Here is a 17,784-nt window from a genome sequence, read left to right as displayed (position 1 = left end):
TAAATGGACTCGCGCTCTCGCGTTAACAAAAACTTCCGCAATGTCGAACCAGTGGGCTCAACAAAAAAGCCCCGGGCGACGCCCGGGGCTTCAATGGTCTCGCTAGCGAGTAGCGAAATCAGTACTTAGTTAGATCAGTACTTCGCGATGACCGGGCCGCCGAACTTGTAGTTCAGGCGAGCGGTGACCAGGTCGACGTCCTGGCTGATGCGATCGGTGCCGAAGAACGCGCCAGCCGGCGTGGTGAAGGTGTAGGTCCGATCCTGCAGGAAGATGTGGTTGTACTCGACGCCAATCGACCAGTTCGGGGCGAAGCCGTATTCGAGGCCAGCACCGACCGTGCCACCCCAGCGGGTGTCGTCGCCGGTGGACGCAGCAAGCGCGCCAGCAACGGTGTTGATGTGGTTACGGTTCGAGGTCACAGCAGCACCGCCCTTGACGTAGAGCAGGACGTTGTTGACGGCATAGCCAACCTGACCGGTGAACAGGCCGAACGCGTCGATCTTCGAGTGGTTGACGAAGCCGGGGAACAGCAGGCTGGTGTTCGAGCCCTTGAAGTCAGCCCAGTTGCCCTGCGCTTCCAAACCGAACACCCAGGTGCCGGCCTGCCAGCGATAGCCGACCTGACCACCGACCGTGGCTCCGGATGCGTCATGGGAACCCTCGGGGCCAACCAGAACATTCGGGGCGACCGCGTCCCAATCAGTGCGGCTCCAACCGCCGCCACCGTTGACGCCGATGTAGAAACCACTCCAGTCATACACAGCGGCGATCATCGGCGGCGCCTTGGTGTAAGGACGCGCAGCGAGATCAGCAGCCACTGCCGGCGCAGCCGCGCCGAGCGCGATCAGGCTGGCCGTTACAAGCAAAACCTTCTTCATCTTTTTTAATTCCCGTTCCAGTTGGTACAGCCCCCAAGGCCGTGGCAGCGTCATACCATTGTTCGTTTGAATTACTGTAACTTGGCTGCAACAGCGGACGCGAAACGACTGCCGTGAAAATGTAAGTTAATATTGTGTAACAGGCACTTTTCGAAACATTGTGTGCACGTTCGCCGCAGAAAAATCACAATGGAACCTTGCAGCGGTATCGGCGTGTGAGATTGTGTTGAAGAGATGGCACGCGTGCGCGGCTAAAGATGTTCAACGATCCGTGATCGAACCGGCGAGCGCGCCCCGAGCTCAACGAGATTCGGATGCATGGGGCGATTCCAATTCCATTGTGGAGCTGTCGTCATTCCAGCTCGACGACCTGACCGTCCACCAGCGACACCCGCCGGTCCATGCGCCCGGCCAATTCCATATTGTGAGTTGCGATCAGCATCGCTACCCGGGTCGCCTTTACGAGCTGCATCAGGGCGTTGAAGACGTGATCGGCGGTGTGCGGATCGAGGTTGCCGGTCGGCTCGTCCGCCAGCAGCACCCGCGGCGCATTGGCGACCGCGCGTGCGATCGCGACGCGCTGCTGCTCGCCGCCGGACAGTTCGGCCGGACGATGGGTGATGCGTTCGCCAAGTCCGAGATAGGCCAGGATCTCCGTTGCACGTTTGATCGTCTCGTTGCGCTTGAGACCACGGATCATCTGCGGCAGCATGACGTTCTCGAGCGCGGTGAATTCCGGCAGCAGCCGGTGCTGCTGGTAGACGAAGCCGATGTCGGAACGCCTGATGTGGGTGCGCTCGATGTCCGACAATTGCGACGTCGGCGCTCCCGCGACATAGACCTCGCCGTCATCGGGGCTTTCGAGCAGGCCCGCGATATGCAGCAGCGTCGACTTGCCCGAGCCCGACGGCGCCACCAGCGCCACCGACTGCCCGGCCCACAGCGCGAGCTTGGCGCCGTTGAGAATGGTCAGCGTCGCCTCGCCCTGCGTGTACTGGCGTTTTATCTCGTGGAGATAGACCACCGGTACATCTTCCGCGCCCTCGGCCATTTTGTCCTCACTCATACCGGAGCGCGTCCACAGGATCGAGGCGCGCCGCGCGCCAGGACGGATAGAGCGTGGCCAGGAACGACAACGTCAGCGCCATGATCACGACGGCAGAGGTCTCGCGGAAGGCGATCTCGGCCGGAAGCTTCGAGAGGAAATAGATCTCTCGCGGAAATATGTCGGTGTTGGTGAGCCACGACAGGAATATCTGGATCGATTCGATGTTGAGACAAATCAGCATTCCGACGAAAAAGCCGGTCAGCGTGCCGACCACGCCGATCGCAGCCCCCGTGATCAGGAATATCCGCATGATCGAGCCACGCGAGGCGCCCATGGTGCGCAGGATCGCAATGTCCTGCCCCTTGTCCTTGACCAGCATGATCAGGCCAGAGACGATATTGAGCGCCGCGACCAGCACGATCATGGTCAAGATCAGGAACGTCACGTTGCGTTGGACCAGCAGCGCATTGAAGAAGGTCGAGTTGCGCTGCCGCCAGTCGACCAGGAACACCGGCCGCCCGGCCGCTTCCGTCACCAGCCTGCGGAAAGCGTCGATCCTGTCCGGATTGGAGGTGAACACCTCGATCGCGGAGACGTCGTCCTTGCGGTTGAAATAGGCCTGCGATTCCAGCAGCGGCATGAACACGAAGCCTGAGTCATATTCCGACATGCCGATCTCGAACACGGCAGCGACCTTGTAGGGCTTGATGCGCGGCGTGGTGCCCGTCGCGGTCACAGCCCCCCTCGGGGCAACCAGTGTGATGCTGTCGCCGGCACGCAACGACAACGTATCGGCGAGCCGGCGACCGATCGCGACGCCCTGCCCCTCGTCGAAGCCTTGCAACGTGCCCTGCTTGATGTTCGCCGAGATCGAGGTGAGGTTGTTCAGGTCAGCGGCGCGCATGCCGCGCACCACCACGCCCGAGGCGTTGAAGGCCGACGACGCCAGCGCCTGACCGTCAACCACCGGCGCGGCCAGCCGGACACCCTGAATCAGGCTGATCCGCTCGGCGACATCCTTCCAGTCGGTCAGTGGCGATTCCAGAGGTTGAACCAAGAGATGCCCGTTGAGGCCGAGGATCTTGTCCAGCAGTTCCTTGCGAAAGCCGTTCAACACGGCCATCACGACGATCAGCGTCGCAACGCCGAGCATGATGCCGAGGAACGAAAAACCGGCGATGACGGAAATGAAGCCTTCCTTGCGCCGCGCCCGCAGGTAACGCCCGGACAACAGCCATTCGAACTGCGAAAACGGCGGGGTACGAACTGTCTCCTTCATGGTCTCACCCATCACTCGTACCGGAGTGCGTCGACGGGATCGAGGCGCGCGGCGCGCCAGGACGGATAAAGCGTGGCCAGGAACGACAGCGTCAGCGCCATGATCACCACCGCGGTGGTCTCGCCGAAATCGATCTCGGCGGGCAGCTTGGACAGGAAGTAGAGCTCCGGCGAGAACAGCTCGGTATTGGTCATCCACGACAGGAATTGCCGGATCGATTCGATGTTCAGGCAGACCAGCATGCCGACGAAAAAGCCGGTCAGCGTGCCGACCACGCCGATCGCAGCGCCCGTGATCAGGAATATCCGCATGATCGAGCCCTGCGAAGCGCCCATGGTGCGCAGGATCGCAATGTCCTGGCCCTTGTCCTTGACCAGCATGATCAGGCCGGACACGATGTTGAGCGCTGCGACCAGCACGATCATGGTCAGGATCAGGAACATCACGTTACGTTCGACCTGCAGCGCGTTGAAGAAGGTCGAGTTGCGCTGCCGCCAGTCGACCAGGAACACCGGCCGCCCGGCCGCTTCCGTCACCAGTTTGCGGAAAGCGTCGATCCTGTCCGGATTGGAGGTGAAAACCTCGATCGCGGTGACGTCGTCCTTGCGGTTGAAATAGGCCTGCGACTCCGGCAGCGGCATGAACACGAAGCTCGAATCATATTCCGACATGCCGATCTCGAACACCGCGGCGACCTTGTAGGCCTTGATGCGCGGTGTGGTGCCCATCGGGGTCACGGCGCCCTTCGGGGCAACCAGGGTGATGCTGTCGCCGGCATGCAATGACAGCGTATCGGCGAGCCGACGCCCAATGGCAACGCCCTGCCCCTCGTCAAAACCTTCCAGCGTGCCCTGCTTGATGTTCTTGGCGACCGAGGTGAGGTTGGTCAGGTCCGCGGAACGTATGCCCCGCACCAGCACGCCCGAGGCGTTGAAGTAGGAAGACGCCAGCGCCTGGCCGTCCACGACAGGCGCGGCCAGCCGGATGCCCTGAACCTGGTTGATACGCTCGGCGACATCCTTCCAGTCGGTCAGCGGCGATTCCAGCGGCTGAATCAAGAGATGTCCGTTGAGGCCGAGGATCTTGTCCAGCAGTTCCTTGCGAAAGCCGTTCATCACGGCCATCACGATGATCAGCGTCGCAACGCCGAGCATGATGCCGAGGAACGAAAAACCGGCGATGACGGAAATAAAACCTTCCTTGCGACGCGCCCGCAGGTAACGTCCCGACAACAGCCATTCGAACTGCGAAAACGGCGGGGTTCGGACTGTCTCGTTCATGGTCTCATCCATCTTTCGATAATCCCATGATTCGGGGCCAAATGTGGCCGGGAATGGCCAAGAATACCCGCCCCCCGTGGATAATCTTTATCCCGCGATCGACCGCTTATCGTCCAACTATCCTGGCGACCGCTTCGGCCGGGCTGAGATTCTCGCGCGAGCCGTCGCTGCGCCGCTTGATCTCGAGCTTGCCCTCGGCGAGGCCCTTGGGGCCGACCAGAATCTGCCAGGGGATGCCGATCAGGTCGGCGGCGGCAAACTTCGCCCCTGCGCGCTGATCGGTGTCGTCATAGAGGACATCGACGCCCTTGGCCTCGAGCTCGCGATACAGCGCCTCGCAGGCGGCATCGGTATCGCTGGAGCCCTGCTTCAGGTTCAGGATCACGGCGGTGAACGGAGCCACCGCCTCGGGCCATTTGATGCCGGCATCGTCATGGCAGGCCTCGATGATGGCGCCGACCAGGCGCGACACGCCGACGCCGTAGGAGCCGCCATGGATCGGCACGTCGACGCCGTCGGCGCCCGCGACCATCGCCTTCATGGCGTCGGAATATTTGGTGCCGAAGTAGAATATCTGGCCGACCTCGATGCCCCTGGTGTGCACCTTCTTGTCGGCAGGCACTTCGCTGTCGAAGCGCGCGGCATCGTGCACGTCCTCGGTCGCGGCATAGACCGAGGTCCATTGCTTGATGATCGGGGTCAGATCGCCGTCATAATCGACGTCGTCGCCCGGGATCGGCAGATTGAGCACGTCGCTGTCGCAATAGACGCCGGACTCGCCGGTCTCGGCCAGCACGATGAATTCGTGGCTGAGATCGCCGCCGATCGGGCCGGTCTCCGCGCGCATCGGGATCGCCTTCACCCCCATCCGCGCGAAGGTGCGCAGGTACGCGACGAACATCCGGTTATAGGAGCGCCGCGCCGCGGCCTCGTCGATGTCGAACGAATAGGCATCCTTCATCAGGAATTCGCGGCCGCGCATTACGCCGAAACGCGGACGCTGCTCGTCGCGGAACTTCCACTGGATGTGGTAGAGATTGAGCGGCAGGCTCTTGTAGGATTTGACGTAGGCGCGGAAAATCTCGGTGATCATTTCCTCGTTGGTCGGCCCGTACAGCAATTCGCGCTTGTGGCGGTCGCTGATGCGCAGCATTTCCGGACCATAGGCGTCGTAGCGGCCGCTCTCGCGCCAGAGGTCGGCAAGCTGCAGCGTCGGCATCAGCAGTTCCAGGGCGCCGGCGCGGTCCTGCTCCTCGCGGACGATCTGCTCGATCTTCTTCAACACCCGAAAACCCAGCGGCAGCCAGGCGTAAATGCCCGCCGCTTCCTGCCGCATCATGCCGGCACGCAGCATCAGGCGGTGCGAGACGATCTCCGCCTCTTTCGGATTCTCTTTCAGGATGGGCAGAAAAAACCGCGACAATCGCATGGGTCAACTCAGGGAATCAGGGGGACGAAAGGAAGAATGGCAGTGAAACCGGATCGGCTACGAAAATACAAGGCCGGAACACCTTAAAAAGCCGCAAGATGCGCGGATTTCCGGCCGTTTTGATCACCGATCTTGACCGCATAATTGCGGCGCGATCAGGTCCGGGTCGGTCTCCGCAGGCAATGACGGGAATGGTGCGTCTCCCGTACGATTCTGTCGTCCTGGCGAAGGCCGGGACCCATACCGCGTGATCTCTCGGTGAAGCCTCGGTAATAAAGACCGTTCGCAAAACTTCTCCCTGTGGTTATGGGTCCCGGCCTTCGCCGGGACGACACGCGGATATAGTTTCGCATTCTCGCGGCGCCTTGCGCCCGAGGTTTGCAGGTTACTTTCGCCCCCGAAATTCAGAGGGCGCAGGGAATGCCGGATGCGCGCTGCACCCGCGGTCTCGTGTGCGATTGTGCTAAGTAGGCTGCACACGAGCATACAGGGCAGCGGAGAACATCCGACATTCCCTGCGCAATGGCTTTACGGCTTATGACGCGCTCTCCCCGGTGAGACGGCCTCTATTGCCACCGTCGCCCCTCGGAAGCGTTGGCTCCCGAAAGACTTGACGCCGTTACGGGCGCCAGGACCACACGCTTTCGCCGTACGCATCAGCCGCGACCGTCAATCGCAACTGTTACGTCCACCGCAACCCGCCCCTCGTCGTGACGACGGCCGACGCCCTCTGAGTGGGACGGGATGGCCAAGAATGAACCGGTGATTTGGGGTCGAAGGAAAGAGAAATATTTTTGATTTTCGGAATTTTTGGACTTGACATGATTTCCGAAAACCGGAACTGATTTGCCCGTCGGGTTGTTTTGTCGCATGCTGGCGGCGAGATTGCACTTGCGGGCGAGGCGACGCAGCATACTCCGTCACCGCACGTCGAAGTCGCCTTCCAGCGTGATTTTCTCGAAATCGGTTACCAGCGCGTCGATCCGCATGTGCCAGCGGCCGGCGAGCGGCAACGGCACGCCGCGCACGTGCCAGGACCCATCCGGCCCGCGCGTCGCCTCACGCCCGAATGGTTCGATGCCGCGCTCCGGCAGGCTCAGCGTCAGCGTCGCCTCCTTGGCCGATAATGCACCGAAGTCGCCGGTCAGCAATTGCAGGACAAAATCATCCGAACCCACTTTGCCCGGCGAAATCGACACCTGAGCCATCGCCGTCTCGGTGTGGATATGGATCGCCAGCGGCGCCTGCGCGGCGGCCGCCAGCACACGCGGCGGCGGCGTGAAACGCCAGCCAGCGACGACGGCGAGAATACCCACCACCACGACGCATTCGATCAGGATCGAGCCGATCAATGACCGCCCTTTCTGCGGATCGGCCGCCACGGCTGGTGTCAGGCGGTACCGGTTCAGCGCGGCTAGCCCAAGCAGGACCGTGACCAGTATCAATTTGACCAGCAGGATAATGCCGTAGCGGGTGTCGATCAGCGCACGAAAACTCTCAAGCTGGACGATTGCCAGACCCAGTCCGCTCAACACCAGAAAACCGACGACCGGCACAGCCAGGCGCGAGAACCGTTGCAGCACCGGCACCATCGCGGCCGTTGATTGGCGCGCCAGCACCGCAAGGGGCGCGAGTGCGCCGACCCAAAAGGCGATGGCAACGCCATGGATGAACATCGCCGGCGCCGTCAGCGATTTCGGAGACGCCGTTGCGGCGTGCCCGCTCGTTGCCAGCGACAGCCCGGCGCCTGCCAGCGCAAGAACAGTCAATACCCGGGCGGTCATCCCGGTCGGGCTGCGCCACGCAAACCAGGCGATGACCATCGACGCGATCGCAATCAGCAGCGACGGCCCGAGGCTGGTTCCGAGCGCGCTGGTCCATGGCGCTGCTGTCGCCAGCCCGCCGAGCGGACGATCGAGCAAGTCGAGACCCTGCAGGCCAAGCGAGGCGACGGCGCTCGCGACACCGACGGCAAGCGCGCCCGTGATCACCCGCGCACCGCCGGTGCCCCGCCCGATCCATGCAGCAAAGAACGCGCCGCCGACGCCTGCGAACAAGCCGACATAAACCCCGATGCGGGCCAGCCAGATCAGGATCGCAACCGGGCCGCCATTCGACTTGGCAGCACTGGCCGTCACAACGCCGATCGAAAACACCAGCGATCCCGCGACGGGATGCCCGTCCTGGGAAACCACGCGATAGCTGACGACCTGCGTCCCGCGCGGCAGATCGTCAGGCAACACGATCACGACGGATTGGTCGACGGCACGAACGGTGACAGCGCGTGTCTTGCCCGCGGCATCGATCAGGTTGACGACAGCGGGTGTGACGCTTTCGTTGAACTGCAATTGCACGGTCTTTGGCGCCTCGGCCACGACGCTGCCATCGGCAGGTTCGGCAGCCACCAGCGACGCATGCGCAAACGCTTCCGTTGCAAGACAGAGCGCCACCAGCAGTGCCGCGACGGCTGCGATGGCGCGTAACATCGAATTTACGGCCTCGAAATCAGCTTGAGGCCCGGTGCCGGTGACGAGCCGTCATGACTATGCGACCCGGCCCCGGCCTTCGGAATATCGATCCAGCGGCTAACCCCCTTCTCGCATTCCTGCACCACCGGAAAATACAGCGTCGTGTTCGGCTTCAGGCCGCCGGTGAGGAAGGTTGCCATGACGAATTCGTCGTAATTGTCGTCGGCAAGTTTGCCCCCGCTCCAGGACACTTCCTTGACGCCTTCGGAGAATTTGCTGCCGTGATATTCGTATTCGGCGGCGTATTTTCCCTTTGTCGTCTCGAGAGTCCAGCCGGCCTTCGGCATCGGCTTGACGCTGATCACGCCTTCGGGGATTTGCACCCGGATTTTGACGGTGGCCGATCCCGCGCAACCATGTGGCACGGCGAATACCGCCTTGTAATAACTGCCGACGGCCGCCTCGCGCTTCTCCAGCGTAACGTGCGCGTTGGCGGAAGACGCGGCGCAGAGGGCTGCGACGGCGACTAGTAGACCTAGCTTCGACATTTTTGGCCTCAGATGTTCATGCTGGATTGAATCGGACGCCCGCCGCATCAGGCGCGAGCAGCCTGGCTCTAAACGGCGAACGCTTTCCATCGCCATTACTTCTTCATGCCGGAATGACCCGAATGATCATGCGCGGGCGCCTGGGCGCCGACGCCCTGCACGTCGAGCGACAGCGTCACCTTGCCCGCCTTTTCGAACTCGAGCGTTACCGGCACCTTGTCGCCCTGCTTGAGCGGGCGCTTGAGATCCATCAGCATCAGATGATAGCCGCCGGGCGCGAGTTTTACGGTCTTGCCGGGTTCGATGGCGAGCCCCTTGTCGAGCGAGCGCATCGTCATCACGCCATTGTTCATCGCCATCTCGTGGACCTCGATCTTGCCGGAGATATCGGCCGCGCCCTTGATCAGCCGATCCGGCGCCTGCCCCTTGTTCTCGATGGTGAGGTATCCACCCGCGATCTTGGCACCGCCCGGTGTGGCGCGGCTCCAGGCTTGCGTGATCACGAGATCGCCAACCTTGGCCTCTTGGGCGTGCAAGGGAGCGGTGAATAGCGCGGCCACGAAAGCGACGCAGGCAACGGTACGAGAGAAAGAATTCATCGGATTTTCCTTGGTTTTCTTTTGCGGCTCGCGCCCGCAAACGGCGTCTCGAATCCCCCCGGCGCAAGGTGCGCGCCGGGAGTCGCAATCAATCACCACCGCGCTTTTACGCCCGCGTACACGGCACGGCCAGTGCCGGGCTCGAATAACGGCAGGTTCGGATTGGCCCTGTCGATGATGCTGGCCGAACTGATGTAAGCCTTGTTGGCGATGTTCCGCGCCTCGATATACATCGAATAGGTGCCGCCATTGTCGACGCCCGCCTTCAACCCGACGATCGCATAGGCCGACGTGTTCAGGGTATTGGCGCTATCAACATAGTAGGATTCCGGCACCCACTCGACGTTGGGGCCAACATAGAATCCCGTCGGATGCTTGTAGAGCAGTTCGGCCCGCAGGTAATGACGCGGCGCGCCGGGCAACTGGTTGTTTCCGAAGACGGGATCGTTGTCGAAGCGGAAATCGTTGAAAGTGTAGGCAAGGTTCACCCAGACCTTGTCTGGCGCGCTGCCCGGGACGAACAGCCCCTTGACGACAGCTGCGCCCAAGCCGGCTTCAATTCCCTGATGGTAGGTCCGATTGGCGTTGGTCACGTTACAATTGCCAAACGCGCTGTAGAGGCACAGCAGTTCGTCCTTGATGTCGGCGCGATAGCCGGTCAGTTCCCAGGTCAAATCTGGACGCCGCCCGCGGGTGCCGATTTCATAGGTGGTCGCGCGTTGCGGCCGGATGCTGGTGAATGGGATGACCGCGACGCCCGGTACATTCGCGCTTTCGCCGAAGCTCGGCACTTCGGCGCTGCGCGAGATGTTGGCGTAGGCCTGCCAGGTCGGATCGATGTCCCACAGCAGGCCGGCTTTGGGGCTCCACAGATTGAATTCCGTCCGGCCCGACTGATCTCCATCGTTTAAGAAACGGTCGCGACGATCGCGCGTGGCGTACAGGAACTGCGTACCGGCGACGGCCGCGACGTTCGGCAGGAAGTAAAACGAGTCCTGGATATAGACCGAGGTGTTCTGGGATTTGTCGACCGACGAGGACAGCAGCGCTCCCTTCTGTCCGGCGATATTGGCAAATTGCTGGTTGTCGATGCTGCCGTTGATGACATTGACGCCGGCCACGAGAACGTTGCGGTAGCCGCCGATGTTGCGATCGTCGGTGACGCGGGCAAAGCCGCCGTAATCCTTGTAGCGATAGTCCAGCCATTGGAAGATCGGATGCATCAAATGGCGGTCGACGCCGAACACGCCGAAATCAACGATCGTGTCCTCGAACCGGATGGTGGTCTTGTTCGCCAGCCGCACCGTATCGATGTTGCGCTGCTGGTCCATCAGGATGTTGTTGGGCGCAGCCGTCTCGGGAGACGTGAGCGCCGACTGCTTGGTAACCGTGCCGGGGATGCGCTGCCGGACCTGATTGGCGTTCACATAAAACCGAGTCTCGAAATCGGGCGAGAACTGGTAGCCGACATTGCCGCTGACGCGCGTTGCACTGCCGTTGCTGTGATCGCGAAAGCCGTCCGCAGCCTGGGTCGATGCGGCCACGAAACCATCCCAGGGCCCGTTGGCGCCGCCCGCGTTGGCCTGCAGCCGGCGAAACCCGAAAGCACCGCCATCGACACTGACGCCGTTCACGAACGGGTCGCGCCCGCTGGGCGTGACGAAATTGATGGCCCCGCCCAGGGAATTCGCGCCAAACCGCAAGGCGTTTCCGCCTTTGAACACTTCGACATATTTGTAGGCGGTCGGATCGATCTCCTGGAAATCGCCATAGCCGTCAGCGGTGTTGATCGGGATCCCGTCCATGTAGAGCTGGACGCCGCGCAGATGGAAGTTGCGCGACAGACCGGAACCACGGATCGAGAGCCTGGTATCGTCACCCCATTTGGGCTGCGCGAAGACGCCGGGGACGTAATCGAGAACATCCTTGATCGTATTGGCGACGGTCGAATTCCGGTAGGCCTCGGCCGGAACGAGCGCCACGCCGCCCGGGGTCTGCTGAATATCGCGGATCGCCTGTTGCACCGTAAGGACCGTCAGCGCCGGTCCCCTCGCCGGTTCGCTTGCAGCCGGCGGCGCAACCGGGGACGGATTTCGGACGCGAGACGCACGCGCCGTGCGCGCTGCACTGCGCTGCGGGGCACGGACTGAAACTGCCCGCTGCGGCGTTGGGGCATCCACGGTGACGGGCGGAAGCGAACTTTGCGTATTGGTTTGAGCACCCGCCGGAACGGATGCAAAGACGGCAGCGCAAGCAAGCGCGCCCGCGGGCAAGTGATAGCGAAACATGTGATAATCCTGACACCGGCCCTGGAGCCGGCTTATTGAACGGCAGCGCTCAGCGCAGCCGAGGCCGCACCGATCGTTCGGATGTTCGAAAGGTCAGGAAATTGACGGAGGCGCGCGCGCTTGCGCGTGCGAGCCGGCGCGGGAACCGAAGCGGTCCGTTGTGAATTCGACCCAGACCACGCGCGCGTGCTGGCGTTCGATGACGATGGCGTTGGTGGTTTGCGGCGCGTCGACCGGCGCACCGGTGTGAAGCACGCTGCAGACCGAACAGCAGCCATCGTGCGCGCGATGCCCGGTCTGGTCGCTCTGCCCTGTGCTGCCATCTGCATTGCCGTGACAGATCACGGCCGCGGCGATCGGATCGGAGGCCGCGATGCTCGCCGCCCAGCACGCGCCGATCGGTGCGAAAATCTGCACCATCAGGGCGATCAGGACTATGGGTAGGAAATTTTTCAGCCGCGCGCGCATCGCAAACCCATCCGGAACAAGAACTAATCACCGGGAGCGTTCGAAGTCGAGATCGGGTTTTGCGGTTTATCCGCTTGTGTTGCGCAAATAACCCGGCGTTTCAGATGCGTTCCAGCCGATTGAGGCGGCGATTCCGGCCCTCCGCGCCCGTGACCCGCCGCGGGTACTGCCCCTCCGCCACAAGGAATAGTGGTGAAATTCCAATCATTTCGCAGATTGATAGAATTTTGAACAATCGTTGCTGAAAATGGTGACAAGGGGAAAAAGATAGTCTACACGTGCTGGCTCAGGCTGGCCGAAAGGTTGAAGTCTGGTGGTCCAAGTCTCGGGAGGAGCCCTGACGCGCACAAGCAGCGTCGCCTCGTCAATCAAGATCAAACCCAAATTTTCGAGGTAAAAGGGTCGACACAATTTTTGAGCAGGGCTCCGTGCCCTGCTCTTTTTTTTCGATGATCGCCCTCTTTAAAGTCGTTCGAAGAATCTTCGAACCGCGTACGCCCTCATGATCGCGTCCAATCCGATTCTGCGAAGCTTTGAGATCGCAGCCAGCCGCTGCGCGGACCTGACGCCATTGGTGTATGCGCGCCTGCACAGCGAACATCCCGAAACACACACGATGTTCCGGACCGAGGGCAGCGAACTCGTCAAGGGCTCGATGCTGGCGCTGACGATCGATGCGATCCTGGATTTCGCAGGTCCCCGCACCGGCCATTTCCGCATGATCGAGTGCGAGATTTCCTCGCACGACGCCTACGGCACGCCGCGCGACCTGTTCATCGCATTCTTCGGTGTGATCGCCGAGACCCTGCGCGAAATCCTCGATCAGGACTGGTCGCCTGAGATCGATGCTGCATGGCGGAAATTGCTCGACGAGATCGAGCAGCTGGTCTTGCAGCGCACAAGCTAAAACGACTCCCGCTCGACTTGCTTAGTTGATTCTGCACCCTCAGCAATGACGTGATCAGCGAACGGGTGGCGCGTGCGCGGCGAGTGTGAGACACTGCGGGCATCCGCGGTGCGTGTAACGCCCTCGGTCATAAAAATGAAAGCGAGGGAGCAAGCAATGTCAGGGACGGACAAATCCTCTACGACCAGGCGTGACCTTCTTCAGTCGGCGGCGTTCGCCGGCGCAGCGACCGCGCTGTTCGGCGGTTTGGGGTTAAGCCCCGCGCTCGCGCAGGCCGCACGTTCCGAAAAACCGCTGAAGGCCGCGTTCTCCAACGCCGGCCTGCAGGCCACCTGGTGCGCGCAGGGCAAGCAGGCCGCGGAATGGTGGGGCAAGCTGTTCAACGTCGAGGTCACCTGGTTCGACGGCCAGCTCGACGCCGTCAAGCAGCGCGCCGCGATCGACAACATGGCGTCGCAGAAATGGGATTTCGTCGCCATCCAGGCGTTCGGCATAGGCACCCTGACCCAGCCGGTGCAGAAGATGATCAGCGCCGGCACCCCGGTCATCGACATGGACACGCTGATCGCGCCGCTCGACCAGATCAACGTCCACTCCTTCCTCGCCCCCGACAATGAATTCATGGGCGCTTCGGTGACGCAGGCGCTCTGCAACGCCATGGGCGGCAAGGGCAAGATCATCATGACCCAGGGCGCCCTCGGCCACACCGGCGCGCAAGGCCGCGCCAAGGGTTTTACCTCCGTCGTGAAGCAATTCCCGAATATCGAGGTGCTCGACACCCAGCCGGCGGATTGGGACGTGTCAAAGACGGCGCGCCTGTGGGAGACCTATCTGACAAAATACCCGCAGATCGATGCCGCTTTCTTCCACAATGACGACATGGCGCTCGCCGCCTACAACATCATGAAGGCGCGCAACCGCACCAACATCCTGATCGGCGGGGTCGACGCCATGCCGCCGGCGATCCAGGCGGTCAGCGAAGGCCGGATGTTCGCAACCGTCCGCAATCCCTCGTGCCGTATCCATGGCGGCGCCATCGTCGCCGGCGTCGCCGCGGTGACCGGGGGCGAGAAGAGCGGTCAGGGTATTCCGAAGCACGTGATAACGGACGGCCCGGTCGTGACCAAGGCCAACGCGGCGGGCATGCAGTGGATGGAGAATCATTTCCTGATCTGAAGTCTGATGACGCCGCAACGCGCACCCATCCTCGAACTGCGAGGCATCACCAAAGCCTTCGGCGGCGTCGAGGCGCTTCGGGGTGTTGATTTTGCGTTGTTCGCCGGCGAGATCCACGGTCTCGTCGGCGAAAACGGCGCGGGAAAAAGCACGCTGATGAAGATCATCGCCGGCGTGCATGCGGAGTTCTCCGGCCGCTTTATACTCGACGGGAAGGACACCCGTTTCCGTTCGACCCGCGACGCGCATGCCGCCGGCATCGCCATGGTCCATCAGGAGCTGAGCGTGGCTCCTGATCTGTCGGTGGCCGAAAATGTCTTTCTCGGCACCCAGCCAACCAACCGCTTCGGCCTCGTGCAGTGGCGGCGCATGGCGCGCGAGGCCGGCGAGCAACTCGCCAAATTCGGCATCGACGTCGATCCAATGTCGCGGCTCGGCGATCTGCCGATCGGCATGCAGCAGCTGATCGAGATCGCCCGCGTCCTGTTCTCGGGCGCCCGCATCGTCATTCTCGACGAGCCGACCTCCGCCCTCTCGCCGCCCGAGGTCGAGCGGCTGTTTGCGACGCTGCGGCGGCTGCGCGACGAGGGTTGCGCCATCGTCTTCATCTCTCATTTCATCGAGGACATTTTGCGCGTCTCTGACACCGTGACGGTGTTCCGCAACGGACGGAAAGTCGCCGAGACGGAATCCGCCGCGACCAGCAAGGCCGCGCTGATCGAGGCCATGATCGGCAAGGGCAGCGAGGCGCTGGGCGAGACCTATACCGACGACATCATGCTGCCGCCGCCGACCGATCGTCCGGCGGTGCTGAAGGCGGACGAACTCACGCTCGCCCGCAGCCTGCAGGACGTTTCGTTCGAGGCCCGCGGCGGTGAAGTTTTGGGCATCTACGGCTTCATGGGCTGCGGGCAGCTCGAGCTGGCGCGGATCCTGTTCGGCAAGATCAAGCCCGACCGCGGCACGCTGATCGTGGGCGGCGAACCCAAGTCCTTCGCCAGCACGGCGGCGGCGCGGCGCGCCGGCGTCGCCTTCGTTCCCGAAAGCCGCCGCGCCATGCTGTTCCACCAGGAGCCGGTCTACAAGAACATCTCGATCAGCGTGCTGGGTCGGATTTCGGCGCTGCTGCTCAAGCCGGCACGCGAGCGGTCGATCGCCACCCGTCAGGTCGAGCAATTGCAGATCAGGCCCGCGGCCGTCGACCTCGAACTCGGCATGCTGTCCGGCGGCAACCAGCAGAAGGTGGCGCTGGCGAAATGGCTGAGCTATCCACCGCGCCTGCTCGTGCTGTGCGAACCGACGCGGGGCATGGACGTCGGCGCTAAGAACGACGTCATCAACATCATCAGGGAACTGCGCGCCAAGGGACTGGCCGTGATCGTGCTTTCGACCGAACCGGAGACGGTGCTGTCGCTGGCCGACCGCATCATCGTCCTCAAGCGCGGCGCGGTGGTGCGCGAATTCGCTCATGAGATGGTCAGCAAGGACCGCCTGCTGCAAGCGGCTTGAGGAGAAAATTGAATGGCAAGTGAAGGCGCGACAGTCCCGGCGGATCGCAAGCGGCCGCGCAGCGTCGGCAGGTTCCTGCGCTCCCAGATGCGCAACATCGCGCCATTCCTGACGCTGATCTGCCTGACCGGCTTCTTTGCCGCCGCCAGTCCGTCGTTTGCGACGCTGGACAATTTCGGCAATATCCTGACCCAGGTTTCGGTGACCGGCATCATCGCCGTCGGCCTCACCTTCGTGATCCTGTGCGCCGAGATTGACCTGTCGATCGCCAGCATCGCCAACGTCACCGGCATCGCGGTCGCCTATTTCACCCTGCAGGAATCCTACGTGAACATCGCCAACGTCCCAATGCCCGGCTGGGCCGCGGTCATGCTGGCGCTTGCGCTCTGCGCCCTACTCGGCGTCGTCAATGCGTTCGGGCTCACGGTGATCGGCATCCCCTCCTTCATCATGACCTTGGCGATGATGCAGATCGCCGCCGGCATTTCCGCGCTCTTGGTGCGCGGCCAGATCGCCTACAAGGTGCCCGACGTGATCACGACGCTCGGATCGGGATCGGTCGGCGGCATCCCATGCATCGTGATCGTGGCCGCGCTGATGCTGCTCGGCGGCCATCTGGTGCTGACCTACACGCGCTTCGGCCGCTACGTCTACATGGTCGGCGGCAACCGCGAGGCGGCGGAATATTCCGGGCTCAACGTCAAGCTCATCCTCGGCAGCGTGATGGTGATCGCGGCGGTCTGCTCGGGGATCGGCGGCATGCTCGGCGTCGCCCATTTCGGCAGCGCGCAGCAGAACGAGTTCGACACCTACCTGCTCGATTCAATCGCCGCCGTCGTGGTCGGCGGCACCAGCCTGTTCGGCGGCCGCGGCGGCATCGGCAACACCGTCGTCGGCCTGTTCGTGCTCGGCGTCCTCAACAACGGCCTCGACCACGTCAACATCGACAGTTTTCTGAAGATCCTGATCCGCGGCCTGATCCTGCTCGCGGCGCTGGTGATCAACGTCTATGCGCAGAAGCTGCGGGAGAGAGCTGTCGAATAGGCGCGGCCTTCTAGGCCGTGAACCCATAAATCTGCCGCGGGCGGACAATTGCCAGTGGTCGCATTGCGTCGATGACCCGACGTCGTCGGAACGGATCGTGATGTCCCCTTAGTGCCGAGAGCAGACGAAGACCATCCAGTTGAGCGTCGTCAGAGAAAACCGACCTGCCCGAAGGCTCTATGAAAGCGTAGTTTTTTTAGAATTCGGTGTGGAGACAAAAGCCTCAAAGTATGGCGATAAATATTACGATGAAGCACTCATGGCCCTCGACTTTAGTCGTTCGGCGGATTTCTCTTAAGGGTCAGAAGGCGACATCGCTTTGCGGTCGCCGTATGCCCGTTAAGTGCCAAAAGCGGCCATGCCCGTCGGTCTAGGGGGACGCCCTCGTCGCCGCATTCAGTGCCGCAACCTTGCAACGACGGTGCGATCCATGAATTTTACGAGGGCATCCGATACAGCATCGTCAGCGATCGCACCGCTTTGGATAATGATTTCCGGCTGTACTTCGCGGTCTTGAAACAGGCCGTCCGGAGAAGTTCCGCTCGCCACAACCACGTTTTGATTGGCACCGTCAACGAAAGTAGTCTGACGCTTGACTGTGAGCTGCATCGTTAACTGCCGATCAAATCCCGGTTGATTCGCTTTGATACAGTCCATGGCAGCCCAGACCTTCCTCGTGTACTTGCTCTGTGTTGCGCTTCCTGCTTCTTGGACCTTGCCTTGTACGGCGCTAGCGACGCGTTCCGCGAGATCGTTGCGCGTTTGCACATTCGGACTCCCGGAAAGTTCGAACACCCAGATGCATATCGGTCCAACGAGCACCGACAAACTCTGATTCGCTTTGGCCGGGGAACATTCAA

At 62.1% G+C, this 17,784-nt stretch carries 16 protein-coding genes; 4 read left to right on the top strand and 12 right to left on the bottom strand.

All coding sequences use genetic code 11. The annotated features are described in order from the left end of the window. Positions 1-134: 134 nt before the first annotated feature. The 11 genes from JQ609_RS08355 to JQ609_RS08305 all read right to left on the bottom strand — a co-directional run bounded on the left by JQ609_RS08355 (position 135) and on the right by JQ609_RS08305 (position 12,288). Positions 135-881 (bottom strand): outer membrane protein, encoded by a 747-nt coding sequence (locus JQ609_RS08355; protein ID WP_212208086.1) that lies wholly within the window; start codon positions 879-881, stop codon positions 135-137. A 352-nt stretch (positions 882-1,233) separates the two neighbouring features. Further along, on the bottom strand, positions 1,234-1,932 hold the full coding sequence (locus JQ609_RS08350; protein ID WP_212208240.1) for an ABC transporter ATP-binding protein: 699 nt from the start codon (positions 1,930-1,932) through the stop codon (positions 1,234-1,236). A gap of 7 nt (positions 1,933-1,939) precedes the next feature. Next, a complete protein-coding gene (locus JQ609_RS08345) occupies positions 1,940-3,220 on the bottom strand; it encodes a lipoprotein-releasing ABC transporter permease subunit (RefSeq protein WP_212208087.1) in 1,281 nt (426 codons plus the stop codon). Next, complete coding sequence (locus tag JQ609_RS08340; RefSeq protein WP_212001436.1) at positions 3,220-4,500, bottom strand: lipoprotein-releasing ABC transporter permease subunit; 1,281 nt, start codon at positions 4,498-4,500, stop codon at positions 3,220-3,222. Before JQ609_RS08340 ends, JQ609_RS08345 begins: the two co-directional genes overlap by 1 nt. Before the next feature lie 94 nt (positions 4,501-4,594). Continuing rightward, entirely contained in the window at positions 4,595-5,917 is a 1,323-nt protein-coding gene (gene proS / locus JQ609_RS08335; RefSeq protein ID WP_212272975.1) for a proline--tRNA ligase, read from the bottom strand. Positions 5,918-6,573: 656 nt separating this feature from the next. Next, entirely contained in the window at positions 6,574-6,831 is a 258-nt protein-coding gene (locus JQ609_RS08330) for a hypothetical protein (protein ID WP_212272973.1), read from the bottom strand. A gap of 6 nt (positions 6,832-6,837) precedes the next feature. Next, the gene (locus JQ609_RS08325; protein ID WP_212272971.1) at positions 6,838-8,403 is read right to left on the bottom strand and encodes a CopD family protein; all 1,566 of its coding nucleotides are present in this window, start codon (positions 8,401-8,403) and stop codon (positions 6,838-6,840) included. 5 nt (positions 8,404-8,408) lie between these two features. Continuing rightward, positions 8,409-8,933: a YcnI family protein gene (locus tag JQ609_RS08320; protein WP_212272970.1), complete on the bottom strand. Its 525-nt coding sequence runs from the start codon at positions 8,931-8,933 to the stop codon at positions 8,409-8,411. Between the two features lie 95 nt (positions 8,934-9,028). After that, positions 9,029-9,532 carry a copper chaperone PCu(A)C gene (locus tag JQ609_RS08315; protein WP_212272968.1) on the bottom strand — a complete coding sequence of 168 codons (504 nt, stop codon included), beginning with the start codon at positions 9,530-9,532 and terminating at the stop codon, positions 9,029-9,031. Between the two features lie 92 nt (positions 9,533-9,624). Beyond that, a complete protein-coding gene (locus JQ609_RS08310; RefSeq protein WP_212272966.1) occupies positions 9,625-11,820 on the bottom strand; it encodes a TonB-dependent receptor in 2,196 nt (731 codons plus the stop codon). Between the two features lie 93 nt (positions 11,821-11,913). Beyond that, complete coding sequence (locus JQ609_RS08305) at positions 11,914-12,288, bottom strand: DUF2946 domain-containing protein (protein ID WP_212272964.1); 375 nt, start codon at positions 12,286-12,288, stop codon at positions 11,914-11,916. A 502-nt stretch (positions 12,289-12,790) separates the two neighbouring features. On the opposite strand from JQ609_RS08305, the gene JQ609_RS08300 reads away from it, so the two are divergent. From JQ609_RS08300 to JQ609_RS08285, 4 genes are all read left to right on the top strand, one after another. Continuing rightward, on the top strand, positions 12,791-13,195 hold the full coding sequence (locus tag JQ609_RS08300) for a globin (protein ID WP_212272963.1): 405 nt from the start codon (positions 12,791-12,793) through the stop codon (positions 13,193-13,195). A 156-nt stretch (positions 13,196-13,351) separates the two neighbouring features. Next, positions 13,352-14,371: a sugar ABC transporter substrate-binding protein gene (locus JQ609_RS08295; protein WP_212272961.1), complete on the top strand. Its 1,020-nt coding sequence runs from the start codon at positions 13,352-13,354 to the stop codon at positions 14,369-14,371. Positions 14,372-14,377: 6 nt separating this feature from the next. Beyond that, complete coding sequence (locus JQ609_RS08290; RefSeq protein WP_212272959.1) at positions 14,378-15,880, top strand: sugar ABC transporter ATP-binding protein; 1,503 nt, start codon at positions 14,378-14,380, stop codon at positions 15,878-15,880. Positions 15,881-15,892: 12 nt separating this feature from the next. After that, positions 15,893-16,924, top strand: a complete 1,032-nt coding sequence (locus JQ609_RS08285; RefSeq protein WP_212272957.1) for an ABC transporter permease — start codon at positions 15,893-15,895, stop codon at positions 16,922-16,924. A 396-nt stretch (positions 16,925-17,320) separates the two neighbouring features. Here the strand turns inward: JQ609_RS08285 and JQ609_RS08280 are convergent, their stop codons facing one another. Beyond that, positions 17,321-17,692, bottom strand: coding sequence for a hypothetical protein (locus JQ609_RS08280; protein ID WP_212272955.1), 372 nt, complete (start codon positions 17,690-17,692; stop codon positions 17,321-17,323). Between the last annotated feature and the right edge of the window lie 92 nt (positions 17,693-17,784).

It is taken from the genome of Bradyrhizobium sp. AUGA SZCCT0169, assembly GCF_018130085.1.
Lineage (GTDB): Bacteria > Pseudomonadota > Alphaproteobacteria > Rhizobiales > Xanthobacteraceae > Bradyrhizobium.
The sequence above is the reverse complement of the archived record's forward strand: the minus strand, read 5'-3'. Positions and strand labels throughout refer to the sequence as shown.